13 protein-coding genes are annotated in these 18,918 nt (G+C 47.0%); all 13 read right to left on the reverse strand.

The annotated features are described in order from the left end of the window. Positions 1–16: 16 nt before the first annotated feature. Complete coding sequence (locus QFZ78_RS08600) at positions 17–916, reverse strand: carbohydrate ABC transporter permease (protein WP_307546703.1); 900 nt, start codon at positions 914–916, stop codon at positions 17–19. 1 nt (position 917) lies between these two features. Beyond that, positions 918–1,892, reverse strand: a complete 975-nt coding sequence (locus QFZ78_RS08605; RefSeq protein WP_307546705.1) for a carbohydrate ABC transporter permease — start codon at positions 1,890–1,892, stop codon at positions 918–920. Then, entirely contained in the window at positions 1,879–4,842 is a 2,964-nt protein-coding gene (locus QFZ78_RS08610) for an extracellular solute-binding protein (RefSeq protein WP_307546707.1), read from the reverse strand. The genes QFZ78_RS08605 and QFZ78_RS08610 overlap by 14 nt, the downstream gene beginning before the upstream one ends. A gap of 15 nt (positions 4,843–4,857) precedes the next feature. Beyond that, on the reverse strand, positions 4,858–5,985 hold the full coding sequence (locus tag QFZ78_RS08615) for an ABC transporter ATP-binding protein (RefSeq protein WP_307546709.1): 1,128 nt from the start codon (positions 5,983–5,985) through the stop codon (positions 4,858–4,860). A gap of 113 nt (positions 5,986–6,098) precedes the next feature. Continuing rightward, complete coding sequence (locus tag QFZ78_RS08620; RefSeq protein WP_307546712.1) at positions 6,099–7,121, reverse strand: alpha/beta hydrolase family protein; 1,023 nt, start codon at positions 7,119–7,121, stop codon at positions 6,099–6,101. A 68-nt stretch (positions 7,122–7,189) separates the two neighbouring features. Further along, entirely contained in the window at positions 7,190–8,080 is an 891-nt protein-coding gene (locus QFZ78_RS08625; protein ID WP_307546714.1) for an AraC family transcriptional regulator, read from the reverse strand. 24 nt (positions 8,081–8,104) lie between these two features. After that, positions 8,105–9,169, reverse strand: coding sequence for a sialidase family protein (locus tag QFZ78_RS08630; protein WP_307546715.1), 1,065 nt, complete (start codon positions 9,167–9,169; stop codon positions 8,105–8,107). Positions 9,170–9,206: 37 nt separating this feature from the next. Further along, positions 9,207–11,360, reverse strand: coding sequence for an MGH1-like glycoside hydrolase domain-containing protein (locus QFZ78_RS08635; RefSeq protein ID WP_307546717.1), 2,154 nt, complete (start codon positions 11,358–11,360; stop codon positions 9,207–9,209). A gap of 110 nt (positions 11,361–11,470) precedes the next feature. Beyond that, complete coding sequence (locus QFZ78_RS08640; RefSeq protein ID WP_307546719.1) at positions 11,471–12,454, reverse strand: sialidase family protein; 984 nt, start codon at positions 12,452–12,454, stop codon at positions 11,471–11,473. After that, complete coding sequence (locus QFZ78_RS08645; RefSeq protein WP_307546722.1) at positions 12,451–14,826, reverse strand: glycosyl hydrolase family 95 catalytic domain-containing protein; 2,376 nt, start codon at positions 14,824–14,826, stop codon at positions 12,451–12,453. Before QFZ78_RS08645 ends, QFZ78_RS08640 begins: the two co-directional genes overlap by 4 nt. 26 nt (positions 14,827–14,852) lie before the next feature. Then, entirely contained in the window at positions 14,853–17,402 is a 2,550-nt protein-coding gene (locus QFZ78_RS08650) for a hypothetical protein (protein ID WP_307546724.1), read from the reverse strand. Continuing rightward, a complete protein-coding gene (locus tag QFZ78_RS08655; protein WP_307546727.1) occupies positions 17,383–17,565 on the reverse strand; it encodes a hypothetical protein in 183 nt (60 codons plus the stop codon). Before QFZ78_RS08655 ends, QFZ78_RS08650 begins: the two co-directional genes overlap by 20 nt. Before the next feature lie 31 nt (positions 17,566–17,596). Further along, a complete protein-coding gene (locus tag QFZ78_RS08660) occupies positions 17,597–18,901 on the reverse strand; it encodes an alpha-L-fucosidase (RefSeq protein WP_307546729.1) in 1,305 nt (434 codons plus the stop codon). Positions 18,902–18,918: the final 17 nt, after the last annotated feature.

Genomic DNA, 18,918 nt, shown 5'->3' on the forward strand with positions numbered 1-18,918 from the left:
CAATCCTTCATTATTATTACTTGATACCAGAATGTGCCATTGTAGCGATGACCTTACTTTGGAACGCCAAAAACATGATAAAATTCGGTAAAAACAGGAGCATCGCAGCCGCAGCCGCAGCGCCTTGCCTTGCCACACTGTTCGCCAAACCGCTGGTCAACGTCTCCATGTAGAACGGGAATGTTCTCATTTCTTCATCCTGCATGAACATCGCTGATGTTTCCGTATTCCCCCATGCGGAATTGAATGCTATGATCCCGATGGTCGCAATAGCGGGCATAACAACCGGTATGACAATTTTTATAAAAAGCGTAAACTCTTTAGCTCCATCAATTCTAGCGGAATCGAGCAATTCATCCGGTAGCTGATCGATGAACTGTTTCATGAGAAACACGCCGGTCGGTACGGCTACGAGCGGCAGGACGTGCCCCCAATACGTATTAAAAATGCCCAAATTGCTGACGATCAAGTACCGGGGAATTGCAACGACCTCAGGCACGAACAGAAGCGTCAAAAGGATCGTCGCGAACATAATTTTGTGCCCAGGAAATTTGTGTTTAGAAATCGGATAAGCACACATGGCGCTTACGATGGTGATTGCAACGACAGCTAGTCCGGTTACGACAAAGCTGTTAAAAAGATAACGGGTTATCGGAACTGCCGTGCTCTTCGTGATTGAAACCAATTCCAAAAAATTTTGAAAAGAGGGCTCCCTTACGAATATGTTCGGCGGATAAATAAACAGCTCATGATACGGTTTGAACGCATGATTAAAAATATAGATCAATGGCAGCAGCAAGAAGATACTCATCAAAACGAGTATAACCATCGAAACTTTTTCTGTAGGGCTGAACTTGCGCAGTCGTTTGCGTTTTCGCCACGAATTGAATTTTCGGAGAGCTACCACGTTATTCATTTTATTCGTCCTCCTTTGTGCCGAATAACTTATTACATAGCTTATTGGCGAAATAAATAAATATAAGTAGGAGAACGGATAACGCAGTCGAATAGCCGAGCTCAAAACGTGTGAAGCCGTAGTCGTCAATATGGGTAACGATCACATGACCGGAATACTGAGGTGTCGGATTCATTCCTGAAAGCGCAGTTCCTATTCCTCCGGATTGAATCGCCCCGACGACGGCCATGACTGCGCCGAAAAGCATTTGCGGCTTTGTCGCAGGAATTGTAATGTACCAAATTTCTTCCAATCTGCTTCGAATACCGTCAAGCCTTCCAGCCTCGTACAGTTCCGAATTCACATTCAAAATACCGGCCAGCATGGCTAGAAAACCAATCCCCATGCTTTTCCAAAGCGTGACGAAAATCATGGAGCCCATCAAATATTCTTTGCTGTTAACCCATAATATCGGTTCGCTAATGAAGCCAAAATTAAGAAGAACACTATTCAAATAACCGATCCGATCACTGGACAACATCGGAGTCCAAATAATGCTCATGGCAACCATGCCCGCCAAGGATGGTGTATACATGGCGAGCGTAAACCATTTACGGTAAACACCAGGCAAGATCGAAATTAACCACGCCAACATAAAAGCGGCGATATATCCACCCGGTCCGACAATTAATGCAAACGTGATGGTGTTCGGCAAAGCGTGTTTGATCAATATTAGATCCTGGGAAAGCATGCGCCGGAAATTGTCCCAACCGGCGAATTCGGGAGGTTCAATTGAATTATAATGCGTAAAGCTAAGTAAAATAGCGGAAATAACCGGAAGAAAAATAAAGAGAGTGAAACAGATCATAAAAGGTGTTACGAATAAATATGACGTCCGGTATGACCAAATCGTTTGCAAAAAAGAAGGATTCTTTTTCTTCACCCTGTTTGTGGAAGTATGCAGACCAGGAAGCACTTGCGAATCACTTTTCAACATACTTATCCACCCCTTCCCAAGGCTTCGTAATAACTGGCAGTTTCAACGACCGTATTACTTTACCGTTTGTATCGATAAATTTGAACTCTTGCAGTTTTCTTTGGATTTCTTGGTCCACTTCTTTCATTCCGATTTCCAGTGAAGTTCGATAGTTCATCCCGTCGACCACGGTCCGGTTCCACGCATTTAGCAGCTCACGTTCCATGAAGTAGCTGCCGGGTACGTTAGGAATTTCCCTAAACCATTTCCATTGCTCCAATATGGCTTTGAGATCATCTTCTTTCCACGGAAGCTGCACGAACGCATCAATATTGGATGTGTTCCAGCGGAACGTAACACCATTGAGCGTTTCCAAATCTGTTCCAAACCTCTCCTGCACTTCTGCAGACGTCCACCATTTCAAAAATTCCCAGCTTTCCTGCGGATTCTTCCCGTTTTTCATAATGGTCGAAGCCTGCATGTTTCCGCCCGACCATCGAACTACCGTCCCGTCATCCTGCCGAACTCCGGGAATCGGAGCGACCCCCCACAAACCATTAAGTTCGGGTGCTGCCACGGTCAATTGAAGGTACGTATTCAAATCGGCAACGCCGATCGGATACGTTCCACTCCGGAAGTGCTGGTAGAAACTATCCATCCTTTGATCAATCGCAAATTTGTTTTGCAATTCGCTCCATTTCTTGAACGCTTCGAATCCTTTTTCCGAGCTCAAACCCGATTTCGTACCGTCTTGCTGATAGTATTCCGCTCCATGCATCTGCATGAAAACACTATGTTCGACTGGTGTGAAGTTCATACCGTTCTGTTGAAGCACAGGCAGCATCTTGTAAAGTTCATCCCACGTGTCGGGAACTTGCAAGCCCAAACCTTGCAAAATATCTTTCCGGTAGTACATCACTTGGAACGTTTGCGTTTCAGGTACACCGTAGAAGCCTCCGTTATATTGGAATGGCGTCCACGAACCCGGGGCAAAACGCTGATAGAACGTTTCGAAGTCCGGGAATTGCTTCAGATCATATATACCATTACGAATTGCATAATCGAACGGAATATCTTGCTGCAAGCCTAACGCGACGTCAGGCGCAATTCCTGCTGCGTTCATCAATACGAGCAGCTTCTCATCTTTAAGCAGGTTCACCCTGACCTTGATTCCTGTTTGCGTTGTAAACATTTCATCCGCCAAACTTTGCAGCATATTGACGTAATCCCGTCCGCGCAACATCCAAACATCGAGTACTTTATCATCTGTTTTCTTACTTCCCTTTGCTTTAAAAGAATTGAAAAAGTTCACGACCGCACCTTCCATTTTTTCGTAAAAAGACGCTACCATGGTTGGAAACGGTTTCTCAACCGGAACGACATAAAGGCGATCCAACTGGAGTGGTTGAAAGCTGAGCTGCTTGATCTGGTCAGCCAACTTGCCTTGCAGCGTAATCATTTTGCCTGTATTATATGGAATTTCATCTGGATCTTTCAGCAACGATTCGATATCTTTCCTGACCGTTAACAAGGCTTGTGAAACGGCATCCGAACGATCGTTGATCGTTTCCAGGCGTGTTTGAATTCCGTTCAAATTTTTGTTTAAATCGTTAAACTGCTCAATAAATCCCGGAAGATCTTTATTAATATCCCATGTCCGATATTTATCGTCCACCCCGCCTGTCAGCGTTAATAAATCGCGGGATAGCTTTCTCAAATCGGAAATTACATTTTCAAGATCGTAAGCAATCGGTTTCAAGGGAGCATGTGTGACGCGCATCGAGATTTCATTGGTACCTTTTTGCAAATAAAACTCATAGGGCTTGCCCTGATCGTCGGCAAGCGCAATTTCTTTCCATCCTGACGCATATAAAAACCGGTACGCTTTCAGTTCAGAAAACGGCACTTTACCGTTAATCATGATCTGTCGGAACGATGATCGGTTGGACACGAACGATTGATCCGCGCGCATGGCAATTTTGTAGTAACCGGTCTCCGGTACGTCAAAGTTCCAACTGATCTCTTGATTATTCGATGCCCACCGTTGTCCATCAATCACATTGTAAGTAATGTGACCCCGTACATAGGGCATAGAGGCAATATCGTTATCATAAGCGAGCGGTATGGATGAATCGTTTTTCCATTGTACCTGTTCCGCTTCGACAACGATCGGATCCGCCTGCACAGGAGTGGTTCCCGATGGCAGTCCGCTTTTTACGGTTTTATAATCCGCCGTTTTGCCCGCTGCTTTGAACGTAATCGATTCAAGCGCCATTGGGTCACTGCCCGCCAAACGGATTCTGTGCTTCCCAGGCTTTAAGTACCACTGCAGCGGATCTTCGTATGCCCCGGCTAAGTCGCGCAATTCCCACGTTAACCATCCGGACACGTCCTCGGCTGTCGGACGAATTTCATCGCCTCTTTCATCTTTACGAATCGGAAGCTTATCCTTCCAATGTCTGTATAATTGCACGGATTTAGATTCCAGAAAATGATTGGAGCCGTCCAAAGTCAAGTTCAACGCAAGCGGCTTACGGTATTTCGTACCGATGAAAGGATTGTACGATATTTCAATCGTATACAATCCGCCTTGCGCCACATCCACTTCATATTCGATCCATTCATCCCTTAGGGCACTCCAGATCAAAACGCCATTTTTTTCATTATAAGGCCCTATAGAAACATTGGCGTCGGCTGACTGACCGGCGAGCTTCGATCCGAGTATTGTAATCTTCCCATTATGATCGGTCGAAGCGCCTTCCTTTTTCCATTGATCAAGCTTTTCAAAATAATAAGGATCCAGTTGCTTGGATGAATTCGCCTGGTTTTCTATGCTCGTTGTCTTCGAATCATCTGTCCCCGATGAAAGGCTTGTATCCGCTAAACCGGGAAGCGTTTGACTGAACATACATACGAGTGCCAGCATCATTGAAATCCATACCCGGGTTCGAAAAAACACCTTCAACTCCATCCCTCCGCTGTATATTTAGTACAATAGATTGTCCTTTGACTCCTTATCGAAAAATAGCGCTTTCTGCATATCGAGAGAAAGAACAAGCTTCTCATTTTCCTCAAAGTTATGATCAGCACGTGTTCGAACAATCAGCAGATTGGGCATGCCGATATCCATGTACAAATACATGTCCGCCCCCATCAATTCGTTGATCTTTTGAACCCCGCTAATTCGAGAATGGGAATGAATGTTAGCATCATTCACTTCCAGGTTTACATGGATATTCTCACAGCGGATTCCTAAAACAACCGTTCTGTTCACTTTATTTTTTTGCTTTAAAATGTTCGATTGATTTAAGGGGATTTCCAAATAATACCGGTTGGTATGGAACTCCAGCTTGCCGTCTGAGCTTTCCGTAATTTTCCCCTCGATTAAATTGATAGGCGGCGTTCCGATAAATCCGGCAACAAACATATTTCTCGGATTATTGTAAATCTTCTGAGGCGTATCTACCTGCTGGATAATGCCGTCCTTCATGACGACGATGCGATGTCCCATTGTCATCGCTTCCACCTGATCATGCGTCACGTATACCATCGTCACGCCAAGCTGCTTATGTAACTTAATGATCTCCGTTCTCATTTGGACTCTCAGTTTAGCATCCAAATTGGATAGAGGCTCATCCATTAAGAACACTTGGGGATCACGGACAATGGCCCGGCCGAGGGCTACACGTTGGCGCTGACCGCCAGAGAGTTGCCTTGGCTTCCTATCCAGAAAAGGTTCGATTTCCAGTATTCTCGACGATTTCTTAACTGCTAGATCGATCTCGTGTTTGGGCATTTTACGCAGGCGTAAACCGAACGCGATATTTTCGTACACACTCATGTTCGGGTATAAGGCGTAATTTTGAAATACCATCGCAATATCCCTGTCCTTCGGCGGCAAATCGTTGACCAATTGATCTCCGATATAAAGTTCCCCTGATGTTATATCCTCCAAGCCGGCGATCATCCTGAGTGTCGTTGATTTCCCGCAGCCGGACGGACCTACCATGACAAGAAATTCTCCGTCGTGTATTTCCAAATGGAAATCTTTGACGGCATATCCGCCATCTTTGCCATAACGTTTTTCCACGTGATTCAAAAGAATGCGCCCCATAGCGGCACCTCCTATAGTCTGTTTCAATCTTCCCTAATGATAACGGTTTCAGTTCATTATACATCCATCGACTTTTTAACTTATAGGTGATGATGGCTTACTCTATAGGTGAATCATGCTTTCAACTGCCCAGCTAACCAATCGTATGATTTTCTCCCGGATACTTCATGCTTCCCTGGAAAAAGATCAACTTCAAACTTTCCTTCTGTTCCCTCGGCATGATAAATCTCTTTGAGTTTGACAATAGCGTCCTTTACGGAAGCAATCGGAAATAGCGGGTCTTCGATTCCCGATTCGACAAACAGAGCCCTCGGTGCGATCAGTCCAATCAATTCAGGAAGATCCGCGTAAGGAAGAATCGAAGGCATATAATTGTCAATGCAATGATTCATTGCTAATAAACTTCCTCTAAACGTGCTTGTAAACGCACAAATAACGGTAGCCTTAATGCGTTCGTCCAAAGCAGAAGCGAGTGAAGCAATCAAACCGCCTCCGGAAAAACCCATGCATCCGATCCGTTCCGGATCGACATCCTCCCGTGTTAACAAATAATCAAGCGATCTGATTGCTTCATAAATCCGCAGGCCTGCTAATGTTTTTCCATAAAGCAGCAAGCGGGAGGCTAGCGAAAAGCAGGAACTGTTTTTCTTTGGATCCTTCTCTTTGTCCACCGACAGCCTACGATCACCGAACCCGATGATTTCGGGCGCTACGACGATCATACCTCTTTGTACAAGTTTCAAAGCAAAATGCTGATGGATGCCAGGAGCCGCATCATCCGTGTTTCCGTCTGGCTGCAATCCCACGATCTCCCTGCTCCCGTATCCGTGTCCGTGCCAGGCAAGCACGGTTGGCGCCCTACCCATGAGCCGTTTCGGAATCAGTACAAATGCAGCAACCTGAAGGTTTATTTCTGTTTGATAAATGACACGCTCTAGATAATGATCTCCTTTATCTACCCTCTCACATACAATCGGGTTCAATTCACATGACCTTTTGGGGAAATCCCCCAAACATTCAAGCAATTTTGACCGCACATCGACTTTTCTATCATTCCATGGTTTTTTGAGCGCTTGGATGGTCTCTTCGTTCAGGTTATTGTATAAATGCTCCAAATAATCATCCGGATTCAACATTAGTTATTCCTCCACTTCTAAAAGTAAAAAAAAAAGCTGTTCCATTGCTATGGTCAGCCCCATTCATATTAATACGTTATAGCTTTATCTTCGAACTCTTGGAAGTTTTGTCGATATTGTCGAGGCGTAACGCCCGTTTTTTTACGGAATAGGGCATGGAAAAACTTCATGTCCTGATAACCGACTTGATTGGCAATTTGGTAAATCGGGATATCGGAAGATTTCAGCAGCTCGCAGCATTTTTGAATGCGTACGTTTTGTAAGTATTGCGTGAACGACAAGCCCGTTGATTTTTTAAACAAACGTTGAAAATGGCTGGCACTTAAAAAAAAGTTATCCGCCACATGCTGAACGGTAAGGTTTTGCGTGTAATGGGATTTGATGAAATGTACGACTTCCTCCAACATTCGAAAAGGAACAGCTTCTGTTTCATTTTTCAATTCAAAACGCTGCAGCATCACCAGCATTTGGATCAGTAAAGCGGTCAGAATGGTCTCAAAGCCGGTGCTTCGCTTCAAATATTCCCGATACATATTGTCAACGATCGTTGAAAACGTATCATGCTTATCTTGAAAATGCAGCCACCGCTCGGGACACTTGCAAGGAAACGTGATGGAATTGTAGGTGTGGGATTCTTCCTGAAGTAGATGCATCCAGTTCTCTAATAGCCCCACTCGAAAAATGCAGTTATAAATGACGAGCATTTTATCCTGCGTCGGAGAGGACGGCCGAAACACATGTGATGTTCCGATTGGAATCACAAACAGATCTCCCTGTTTAATGGGAATCACTTGATCTTCAATGTAGTGATAACCGCTTCCTTCCCCCACATAACTGATTTCAACGAAATCATGGGTATGCTGGGAAGTTGTAAACGATTCCAATTCACGATTTATGAAAATATCCATCTTTTCGTCGAAAAACAATTCTCCACTTAAATGACCGATTCTACCATTCATGACCATCACCTCCGGCACATGATTTCAACCCTCTTTTACCCATTCTTCCGCTAGACAAACATGTTTGATTCCTTTACGTAAGTATGAAAAAGCAATATGAATCTTTCCATCACGCGTGGAGATAATCGAAGGGTAGGAATACCCGATTTCGCTTTCTTTGTACTCCAAATCCGCCATCTGTACGTTTCTGAAAAAAGGCCATGTTTTTCCTTCATCTTCCGAAATAGCTAACGTAAGTGGTGTACGCAGCGGTTTTTTCCGGAATTCGCCTTTCCTTTGTACCCACCGGAATTGGTCCCGCTCCATCGTTGAGTTGTTGTAGATCAAGGCCAAATGGCCGTTCTGCAGCTTGACGAACTGCATCGAGGAATTGTTGTTCGGCAGTTCGCTCTTGACGGGAACCGTCCAGCTTTTCCCGTTGTCACTAGAAACACTTGTATAGATACGGTCCGCCTGACGGCTTCGGAACATCGCATAGAGCGTACCATCGTTCAATTCAACAACATTCATTTGAACCCGATGAGTGCTTCCCTGCACTTCGAATTCCTTCCATGTTTTCCCTTGATCCGAGCTAATTTGCACAACACTGTAGTGCCCGTCAAGTTTACAGTAATACGTCGGGAGAAGCCAATCGCCATTTTTGAGCACGAGCAGAGGATGCCTCAGAAATATGCCCAGGCCGTCAAACAAAACCTCGGTAGGGCTCCAAGTAAAACCCTGGTCTTCCGATATGCGGTAAGCAATCCTCGATGTTTTTTGATTATGGGGCTCGTTGGACGTATGGAAAAGCCATAGTTTGCCATCCGGTGCTTGATGAAGGATCGGATTTTGCTCGGATCGTTCAGGATCACCCGAAAGCTGCACAGGAGAAGTCCACTGATTGGATCCAGAAGGAAGTCTCGCCATCCATACATTTGTATCGGGATTGCCTTCTCCACTTCCCGAAAACCAGACGCAGAGCAGGTCGCCGTTGCCTAGTTCCAGTAAATTAGCGGCATGGTTGTCATTCGGATATGGAATAGGAAGGTAAGCTTCACGCAGATGCGGATCCGTCTCCGACTGTACGACAACTCCATTGAAACGTTTCATTAAAACACACTCCTTGTCCGCATGGTAAACCATTTCACTATAAGTTCATTTCCTTCCAAGATAGCTCTGTTCGACAAAGCGTTTGATTTGAGAAAACAAGTTTATCTTTTACATACAAACAATAGCCTTCCTCGATATTCGGAATATCTGATGACACATTCGGTTTCCGGTAAGTGATCCGTATTTCCGTGCCAGCTACCTTCACGCGGTCCAAACAAAAATAATCCAATCCCGTACTTAGAGGATCTAGGACAATTCCCTCTTTTTCAATAGTCAATCCCGCCACATGTGAAATTATCAGATCGATATAATACGAGTGATTGTATTCCTGTTCGTCACTTAACGGTTCACCCGTTGCACTATTGTAATGCTCAACAAGACCAGGCTGGTTTAAATCTCTTTGCATAAAATGGAGAAACGAATATTCGCGTAGATAATAGGCAAACTGACGATCGAATTGATGATTTCTCCGCTTACTTTCCTTTGCGAGCGCGTCGAGCGCGATCGAATTGGTGTAAGGCCAGGTCGGACCGTCCCAGACGCAGCCGTTCCTTCCTTTGACGAAATGGCCCATCCAGCCTCCTTCTTGCGAATAGGCAGGACAATCGGCGGAAACAGACGGGAATGGACACTTCGTATGAAATTCCTGCTCATTGAACAGATGCTCGATCATCCCATTGAAACGATCGTCAAGGATCTCCGCCCAACCAGGATAAAACCCGACAATATTTTTGACAAACGCTTTCTCGTCTGTTTGATAATGAAGATCGTAGAAGAACTTTGTATCTTCATTCCACATTTTGTCAAGAATGTCCTGCTTGATATTGTATGCTTGTCGATAAAATTCTTCCGCTTCTGGATCGCCAGTAACCTCGCATAATTTAGCAACGCCGAGCGTGTTCAAGTAGTGATAGACGGTGCGATCAACCCTCTTGAGATGAGTGTAGGTTTCCTTGTCCTTCGGATTCTTCGGAAATTGGTGGAAATACCAATAACTTGGCTGATATTCTTTTCCCGTCCGTGTATGTTTGTATTCGATCATTAAATGATCCTGATCGTTGCCGTTTACACGGTTCCATGCCGAAACATTCAATTTCATGGCTGGCAGTATGTCGTTTATCATTTCGGTGTTTCGATGCACGAGATACAGCTGGTAAGCGGCCCAGCAAGAGAAGTTAGCAAACGAATGCATGATGGTATCTACCGTCAAGCAGCTGAACATGCCGTCTTCACCTGGAGCATTCTTCATGTTTCGGAACGGACCTTCGCCATATACCGGATCGTGATACCATCTGGCGTCCATAATATGCAGAGGAACGGACAGATTGATCAGCTTGCTGAACTCCCACCCCCCTTTGCTGAAAGGCTTTTTACTTTTTTTATGAGATCTTCCCTCGTAAAACAATGGATAGGACAGGTGACCGTACTGTGGATCGGCCAAATTGTGCCGAAGCAGAAACCAACGATAGGTCCAAGTCTTGTTTAACACAGGGTCGCTGCTGGTAAATGTCGGTGTTTTTTCAAACCATTCTTGATACTCGTTACTCTGATTTTCTATAACCTGATCGATTGTGGAGACGCTTTCCGCATACGCCGAAGCCCGTTCCTTTAGCAAGCCATTGTCATCCTGTCCGGAAATTCCGAACGCTGCCGAGACGATAATCACTTTGGATTCTCCTGGTTTCAAACGCACTTCTTCGAGCAATGCGGGATCGCTGACGGCAATCACACCTGCGACGTCAAAGCTATAATGCTCAATGTTAAACAATCCATATAGATAATTCCCTTTGCGTTCCAAGAACGCATCACCATACGTCTCTAATCGTAGTACGAGTTCCTCGCTGCTTCGATTCGTCCAAGTTTGACAGGAAACTGCACAGTCATTCCAGGAGATGAACTTGCGTTCAACCATTGAAAGACGGTTACCTGTATATGCCATGTGCAAGTGACTCGGAAACCATTCGGTCTGGCATGGCTCAAAGCTTTCTTCCAAATTGTTCGTTATCTTAAACAACAAAGGAATATTGACTTTGTGAATAAAATCGAACCTTCCGGAAAAACCAGGCACGGGATCCAAATAATCGGCCCACAACCGCGCCCCGGTCGAACCGAGCAAGAGTGCACCGGGAAGCGTACGAAGCGCTTTTTTTCCCGCACGCAATTTTTCGTCCAATCGGCTGCCAGCTGGCATGGATGACCTCCCATCCCATAACGACTTATGGGTGTATTATACTACCATGTCTATTATATCGAATACATCTGAGAGATTGATGGTGGTTATCTGCTCAAACTATAGGTCAATCATGCCAAATCTGCAAGTGTGATTTTCCAGAAGGCAATGCGTTCACGCTTCCAAGTATAGGTCACATATAGGTCAAAGCCGCTTGCAACTATAGCCGGATAGGAATACTGTTTCTCTCCTTCGTCCAGCACAATTTCATTTTCCCAGGTAAGGCCGTTGTCCTCAGAAAGCCGAATGACGAGCGGCGTTCTCGGTCCCTTATTCTTCCCGTTTTCCGGTCGAGTAGGATTGTAGACCAGTGCAATTGTGCCGTTATTAAGCTGAACTAGATCAATTCCGCTGTTATTGTTGGGTAATTCGGTGGGATACGCATGACACCACGTTCTTCCCCCGTCTGTTGAATCGCTGCGATATATAGTTCCTTCGGTGCTACGGGTGAGCATATGTACAATTCCAGGGGCAGATTCCCATAAAGACGGCTGAATAATGCCTTTTCCTTTCATACGGCTGTGTTCCAAAGGGACGATTTCACTGCGAGTCCAGGTTTCGCCTCCGTCGAACGAGAGGTCGACAAATGCATCCCAGGCAGGTTCCAGTGAAGCTGGGGCTGCAATCGTTCCGTCTTGCAGTACAATCGGCTTATTTTTGACAGGTCCCCTTCCTCCCTTATCCCCCTCAACCAAGGGAACCGGAGGCGTCCATGTGTATCCGTTATCCGTAGAGCGAATAACCATTGTTTCCCATTCAGCAATACTGGTTCCAACTTTATAATATAGAAAAAGGACGCCGTCATTCGATCGAAAAAGGACGGGATTCCAATGAGGAATATCCTCCTGATCCGCCACTTTCACGGGTGGTGTCCATCCCTCGTCTCCCCTGCGTGATATCCAAATTGCAACATCCCCGGCTTTCTCTCGTGTTCCGCCAAACCATGCGGCAATCACATCACCCCCGGGCAGCAGTTCCAAAGTGGATGCGTGACAGCTGAGGAAGGGTCTGTCCTCCTCAAAAATGAATTCCTTAACGGTATTGACATATCTCATCTTGTAACCTCCGATACAGGAACGATTTCGTAACAGAATCCCTTGCCCGTTTCAAACACCGACTTGTCATTAGACGAACGGTAGATTTGCCCATTCAGAACGATTTGAACTGGCTGAGCGATCCATAGCCGGCACTTCTTGCCGGCAATCGACTTGATGAAGGCGCGTGATAATTTTCCATCTTCCCAGTCCATATCGATTTCAAATCCACCGCGAGCCCTCAATCCCTTCACGCTACCGCGCCTCCACTGGGCCGGTAATGCCGGCAGGAGCTGAATCATTCCACCGTGGCTTTGCAGCAGCATTTCCGCAATGCCTGACATACCGGCAAAATTACCGTCAATTTGGAAAATATTCATCTTCACCTTCGGATGCCGGTGAGCATTCATCATATTCGGGTGTAAACCAGCCAGCAAGTCGTTTAAGAATCGGCAGGCCTCTGTCGGTTCACCCAACCGCGCCCAAAAGTTAATCGTCCAAGCGCAGCTCCAGCCCGTGTGCGCTCCGCCATGCGCAAGACGGCGTTCGAGTGTTTTCTTGCAGGCTTCGAACAATTCGGGTTGTCCATGACGTGTTACTTGATCTAGTGGATGAAGAGCGACCAAATGTCCAATGTGTCGGTGTCCCGGTTCCAACTCATCGAAGTCTTCGTCCCATTCCTGCAGCTGGCCGTATTTCCCGATTCGGAACGGGGGCATTCGGCTCAATGCCTTTTCCAGTTCTCCCCTAAACGTGAAGTCTAGGTTTAGAATGCGGCTGGCCTCCATGCAGTGGGCAAACAAGCCCTTGATTAGCGCCAAATCCATCGTCGTTCCTTTTGTTACGCTGCTTCGCTGACCGTCTGTGGAAATGAAGAAATTTTCAGGGGAAGTGGACGGGCAGGTGACCAAATAACCATTCGGATCCTCGATAAGAAAGTCCAGACAAAACAGCGCGGCTTCTTTCATTACCGGATACGCTTGTTTGAGAAATTGTTCATCCTGGCTGAAAGCATAATGCTCCCACATGTGTTGGCATAACCAAGCGCCGGCCATCGGCCAAAATGCCCAACTGGGCGATCCGCCCACCGGCGTCGCGGTACGCCACAAATCAATGTTATGGTGAGCGGTCCATCCCCTACTGCGGTAATGGATACTGGCCACTTTCCGGCCTGTGATCCGCAAGTCTTCGATCAGATCAAACAGCGGTCGGTGGCATTCCGCAAGATTGCCCACTTCCACCGGCCAATAGTTCATTTCAGTATTAATGTTTGTTGTCCAGCTGCTGCACCACGGTGGTTGGGTCTTATCGTTCCAAATACCTTGCAGATTCGCTGGCTGCGTACCGGGACGGGAGCTGGATATTAGCAAATATCTCCCAAACTGAAAGAATAGTGCAGCAAGACCAGGGTCGTCATTCCCATTTTTAACCGCTTGGATGCGGACATCCGTAGGTAAACTGCTTTTGTCATCCTCGCTGTCGCCAATCTCGATAGAAACCCTGTCGAATAGTGATGCGTATTCGCTCTTATGCTGCTCTTTCAACCGGTCGTACCCCAGCCGTACAGCATTCGTAAGCCATGCAACACACAAGTTCGCTGGATTTTTGCCCATTACGAAAGGATCTTTATCGAAGCCGTTATAGCTGGTAGCAGCGGCAAGCAGCAAAGTAACGGTTCCTTTCCCGCTGACGCGAATCCGTCCGCCGCTGACTTCCACCTTGCCGTCCTCCGAAATCACCTGAAGGTGGATTTCGAAGCTCATTCCTTTGCCTTCGGCATAGTGAACGGGGTCGGATGACTTGATCGTGTTGGGCAAAACATGATAAGGACTGCTGCCGGAGAGTGTGATCCGATCCGCTGCAGTTTTACGCACAGAAAACTGCAGCGGGCTGTGAAGCACGGCGGTAAAACTAGTTTTTTTCTCGCTATGCAAACGTATCGCCATCACTTGATCAACGGCAGATACGAACACTTCACGGGTGAACATAGCGCCATTTTGACAGTAACGCACCCGTACAACCCCATCATCCAAATCTAATTCCCTGTGATAATCCGATATTTCACCATCTTCGTCGTAGATAAGTTCCAAATCCCCGAGCGGCATGTAGGACTCAATATCCGGCCCTTCCATGTATTGTTCGATCATCTGCTCCGCTTCTTCGTACTTCTTCGAAAATATCAATTCACGCACAGGGTCCAAATACCGCTCCGCATCATAGCGGACCGTCTCCCGGGGTTCCCCCGACCAAAGGGTGTCCTCGTTCAACTGAATGTGTTCCCGGTTCGTGCTGCCATACACCATCCCGCCAAATCGGCCGTTGCCGATAGGTAGCGCTTCGAACCAATCCTTAGCAGGCTGGCCATACCAGAGTGTGGATCTCTTATCTGACATAGACTCTCTCCCAATCTGTCGATTACTTACTCGTACAGCCAATCCAATGTGTTAATGCCATCGTTTTTGTGCTCGACATTCCTTGGTCGAATGTCTAGATCAGCAGATACGACGCCTAGAATCAAGTAAGCTCCCTTGCCGAAATCTAGCGAATGCCTTCCTGCTTCGTAACGAAACGTATGGACATTGACAGAAGGATACGCGTACAAACGCAATCCTTTTTGCAATACCGGAGCATACCCGCCCAAGTCGTCCGCGTGTGTGTTTTCCTCCAAGCTCGGGACTTGAAGCCACTGCTCATCCTTCGAATTGAAATATCCGATCAACACCTTTGATGGTTGCTGCAATTCGATATCGATCGTCACTCCGTTCAGACCCGATTCCATTTGACTGAATCGGATTCCCGTCAAACCATCCAGTTCTTCCGCACAACCGACAATGTGAATATCCCCATCCACAAACACTTGTGCTTCCTTCTCAATCTGGTAGGTTTCCGCGTTGCCGGAAATCAAAGTGAATGGTACCTCCCTGTATGGAACAATCGGTTCTTTCATGTTCTTCAGTGCCTCAGGCATAGTGCCTGACTTTAATTCATTCAAATGGAATTGGAAGCGTTCCAGCTCTAACTCATAGACGGGCAAACACTCCGTCCAATGTTTAAATTCGAGACCATTACGAATCGGTACTTTCCGCTGCGGTGTCTGCATACTGTTGGCGAATAAATAAGTCTTTTCCGTCAAAGCCGTCAGCTCCCGGTAACTATTCAGGCCTCTCCCAAGGTGCTCAGCAGCTTCTTCCAACCATTCCAACTGCGTGAAATACTCCCCTTGAACCCTAAACTTGTAGGTCAAAATTAGTAATGCTGCCCGAACTTTATACGCATAAACCTGCACCATATGGTGAATTGCATGCATATCACCGAACAAGCGATCGAATTCTTCCCGGTTCCGTGTTACTAAACTACACGCCCGTTCGATTGCTTGCACCGCATCTTCCGCATGCCGACTGGCATCAGCGATAATTTCCGGCGGCGTCTCTCCGACATGCGGTTCGCCTTTCAACTCCCGGATCACATATTCCTCCAGCCGTTCACCCTGAGGCGACTGGGATTCCCATAAATCTGGCCACGGCATGTGCCGTTCCGGATTCGTCAATTGGCTCATGGTCATTCCCAAGCTCATCGTTTGGCGGTTGCCTTCGGTGATCCCGAATCGCCGCAGCAATTTGGGCGCACATTCTCCGGACGCTTCATATGCGTCCAGTATCGCTTCGCCTGCTTCCGGGCTGCCGTATCTGTGGCCGAGCAATTCGATCCAGTAATGCCGTTCAGCTGCTGGATCGCGATCCGGGTTCCAAGCGTAACGGAACCAAGCTGCGAACCAAATCCAATCGCGGTCCAATTGTTTCAGCCTAGGCTGTGCCAAATCAGGCGAAAACGGCCAATCCCAGAAAAACAACGGATACAGATGAAGCCCGTTCGCTTTCAGCCGATATTTGGCCGCCTGCATACATTTTTGGATAAACGAAGGCGCCCCGTAACGGAAAGGCTCCAGGTTAGCAAGTATATGTACATTGACGATATGAATCGTCTTCAGTGAGCCGAGACGGTTGTGAATGTCCTGCCATTTACCCCGTGGTGTATAAGTGGTTAACGACTCGCCGTTATATTTGGCCTCCGTATACAGATTCGGATACAGAGGCAGCGCCGCCTCAATGACTTTTTGCGGCTCGATCGCGTGTGAACGCAGAATGATCGGCGGCTTTTCCTTCACATTTGAATCCTTAAGTCCTTCCAACAAACCTGCAAGAATCGTTTCGTTAAACCATTCCACTCCGTATATTTGTCCTTGCAGCGCTTCCCCGAGGCAGACCATCATTCCTACGTTAGGGAATGATCGGACAAAAGAGGCGATCGATTTCTTATAGTAATCGCTTGTTATAGGCAGCGGCTTCGGCTGATGCAGCTTCAACCCGTGCTTCTCCGCGAATGGCAGCGGAATATGTATGTTATAGAACTTCAATACGAGCCATATGCCTCGCCGGTCTGCTTCTTGCGCCACCCAACGGAATGTTTCAACGTTCAGTGCAAACTCTTCTTCTGTAACTTCAAGCGCCTCCGGGTAATCCTCCAATCTCACTAACGAGGAGAAGGGATGGCCAGCCCACAAATAGACGATGTTGCACCGCTGTTCCAGCAGCATGTCGAGAAATTCCTGCCACAATGCCCGGTCGTAAAACCAGGGAAAGCGTGTGGGGGTAATCGGATATTCATATGTCTGGCGTGGCGGTTCGACGGTTGTTTTCTGCAGTCCGATCGCCGGCCCCCTCAGCGCAAAGCGCGGAGCATCCCCATAGGCCATATCTTCGGGCAGATGCCCTGCAGCACGGACACGCTGCGCAAGCTCCATGCAGCCGTACAGTATTCCGGAATCGCTGCCCCCAGAAACTGTCATCAGATTCCCCGGGCAAGTGGCGATATAAAACCCTTCTCCCTCTGGAGCTTCTGTGTGATACAGGAGTACGTCACGTTCTTCCAACTGCCGCAGCAATTCAGATTCATTGCGGGTTTCCCACAAAGATTTTTCTTCCCGTTTCTGACCGATAACAGTCCCACGTCCAGGACACTTCTTCAACTTTCACATCATATCCGCAGTTCAGCAGCGCTAGTTTCAGCAGCCGGATGCCATTTTCCACCCGCGGGGCTAGATTGGGTGCGTATCCAAGAGTGACGGCTTTCATCGTTTTTACCCAACCTCCATTCTTTATTGGTTTATTTTAAAAATAGTTCGATGACCGGTACCGTAACATTCGGTTTCTTGACAGGAAGCGATAAGGTCACTGTATGCTCATCTCGCCCTTCCTTGAAAGCTCCGTTATCAATACCGCTTGGCACAAAACCTTCCTTAAATCTGATTTCCGATGCGTCGTTTAGAAATTGAGCATATTCCACTTTACCTGCGAATCCGTGAAGATGGATATTTTTAAACGGCCAACTGTATACATGCAAATACATGCGATTCATCTGCGGATTGTAGGTTAATCGACAATCCTCGGGGCACTCGAACGTTTCCGGAGCCTGTGTGCATCCATAGATGGAGCGGTTGTGCCGCTTCATCCAATCCCCCATTCCCTTCAATCGGTCTACTGCACGCTCGTCGAATTCACCGCGTCCGGTGGGACCGACATTCAGCAGAAGATTGCCTCCCTTGCTGATAGTATCAATCATCATCTTGATAAGCACTTCGACGCTTTTCCATGACTCTTCTTCACGGTGATAGCCCCACGAACCGCTGAAGGTATGGCATGTTTCCCATACGACGCGCTTACCGTTTACCTGGACCCATTTTGTCGGCATATACTGTTCAGGAGTTGTAATATCGCCTCCAACCTGTAAGCGATCGTTCAATAAAATATTTGGCTGTAAGGTCCGGATCATTTGAACCAGTTCTTCACTGCCCCAATCTTCCTTGCCTTTCCCCGCCAACCCGTTTTCTTCAGGGAATGAAAAATCATAGAACATCAGATCCACCTGACCGAAATCCGTTAGCAATTCCTTCGTTTGTCCGGACAAATAGTTCCGGTAATTGGCGAAGTCCAGCGTGGTGTTCCCAGCGATATGATCGGGATCGAAGCGAAGCGGATGCTTCGGATCAACTGTATAATGGGGGTGATGCCAGTCGAGCAGCGAATAATAAAACCCGACTTTCATGTCGCGTTTGCGAAACGCGTCTACCATCGGCCTTAACACATCGCGCCCTGCCGGCGAATTCGGCGCTTTGTAATCGGTGAGCTTGCTGTCCCATAAGCAAAAGCCCTCATGGTGCTTCGTCGTCACCACGAAGTACTTCATGCCCGCGTCGGAAGCAAGCTGTGCCCAAAGATCGGGATCGTACAAATCAGGATCAAATCGTTTAAAGTATTTATTGCTATACTTTTCCCCACTCAATTTTTCCCGGGACTGCAGCCATTCATGCCTAGCTGCAAGAGAATATAGTCCCCAATGGATAAACATTCCGAATCGGTCATGTGTAAACCATTCACTATCTCCTGCGGTTTTCTCAACTTCGAATGTCATAGTCTCTCTCCCTTGTT

This window comes from Paenibacillus sp. V4I5, assembly GCF_030817255.1.
Taxonomy (GTDB): Bacteria; Bacillota; Bacilli; order Paenibacillales; family NBRC-103111; genus Paenibacillus_E.